Below are 1,311 nucleotides of genomic sequence, written 5' to 3'. Positions count from 1 at the left end.
AAAATGTTACTTAGTTTCTTTTTAAACGAGCAATGAGTAACTTAATAAGATAAGCTAGAACTACAAGTGCTACTACGCGTGATAATAGATAGAAAATAGAATAAACAAAATAGATTTGCATATCTGACACCTCCTAAATAAAAGAGATTAACCATCTTGTCCTCAATATTATTGTACTCCCGTTTGAAAGCGACGTCAAGCGTTATGATAAATAGTATCAACATCTAGAATGAAGTTAAAACCTACAAAAAGCAAAATAAAACAATCTGTTTCATTTTGAAATCCTTTAACGATTGTAAAATATATCCTATTTTAGAAGAGGTACGTAAGAAGTTATCAATTTAGATAATGTCAAAGCAAGAGAGAAATATAATTAGTAAACATAAAGACAATATTTTTTACATTTTTTATTATACTTTTATTAGTATAATTGGTAAAATCTTAATTAATAAAAATTATGGTCTATCTACTATCCCAATTACCTTACAACACAGGTTGATTGAATAGGATTAGATAACCGAAGTAATGTTGAAACGAATGGAGGGGGCTAATATTAAGAATTTAATAAGTGATCAAATGTCTAATAGACAAATCATCAAAGACTTTATTAGTAGTTTTATTAGTTCTTTAAGTGGAAAAGCTTTTAATTTTGCTTTAGGATTAATGTTACTGGACCAAACAAAATCGGCAATGAGTTTTGGAATCAATATGATCATCTATCCTTTAGTTAGTTTGATTTTCTTGGTTCCAATCGGTAATTTAGTAGACCGATACCGTCATAAAAAGATCTTAATTTATAATTTTATTTTTAGACTTATTATCTTTCTTCTGTTTTATGCATTTTATTTTTTAACGAATTCATCTACTATCTTATATTTAGTAATTCCGTTTGTCATACTTCACTCTGTCACAGTTAACATCAATGATACTTGTTATTCAGCCTCTATCCACGAGTTAGTAAATGATACAAAAATTCAACGATTAAGCTCTGTTACACAAACCGCCATTGCTATCGCAACCATGCTTTCCCCAGCTATTGGAGTCATTCTTTATAATTGGTTAGGCTTCTCAGGCTTTATTCTTATAGAAATCATTGCAAATATCCTTTCTTTAGGTGTCTTACTTACCATGAAATTCTTCTATGAACACGAAGAGCAAGAAGCTAAGATTAAACAGAATGAAAAGCATCAACACGGGGTCAAAGAAATTATCCAATTCTTAAAAGAAAATCAGATTGTCAAATATATTATTCTTGTTAGTGTTGTACTGAATTTTTTCTATACTTCCATTAGCATTGGAGTGCCATTTGTA

At 29.1% G+C, this 1,311-nt stretch carries 1 protein-coding gene; it reads left to right on the top strand.

The window, feature by feature from the left end:
- Positions 1-525: 525 nt before the first annotated feature.
- On the top strand, positions 526-1,311 hold a 786-nt coding region (locus LIZ08_RS10180), incomplete at its 3' end, for an MFS transporter (protein WP_227038814.1).

It is taken from the genome of Streptococcus sp. 210928-DFI.4.42, assembly GCF_020554365.1.
Lineage (GTDB): Bacteria > Bacillota > Bacilli > Lactobacillales > Streptococcaceae > Streptococcus > Streptococcus parasanguinis_S.
The sequence above is the reverse complement of the archived record's forward strand: the minus strand, read 5'-3'. Positions and strand labels throughout refer to the sequence as shown.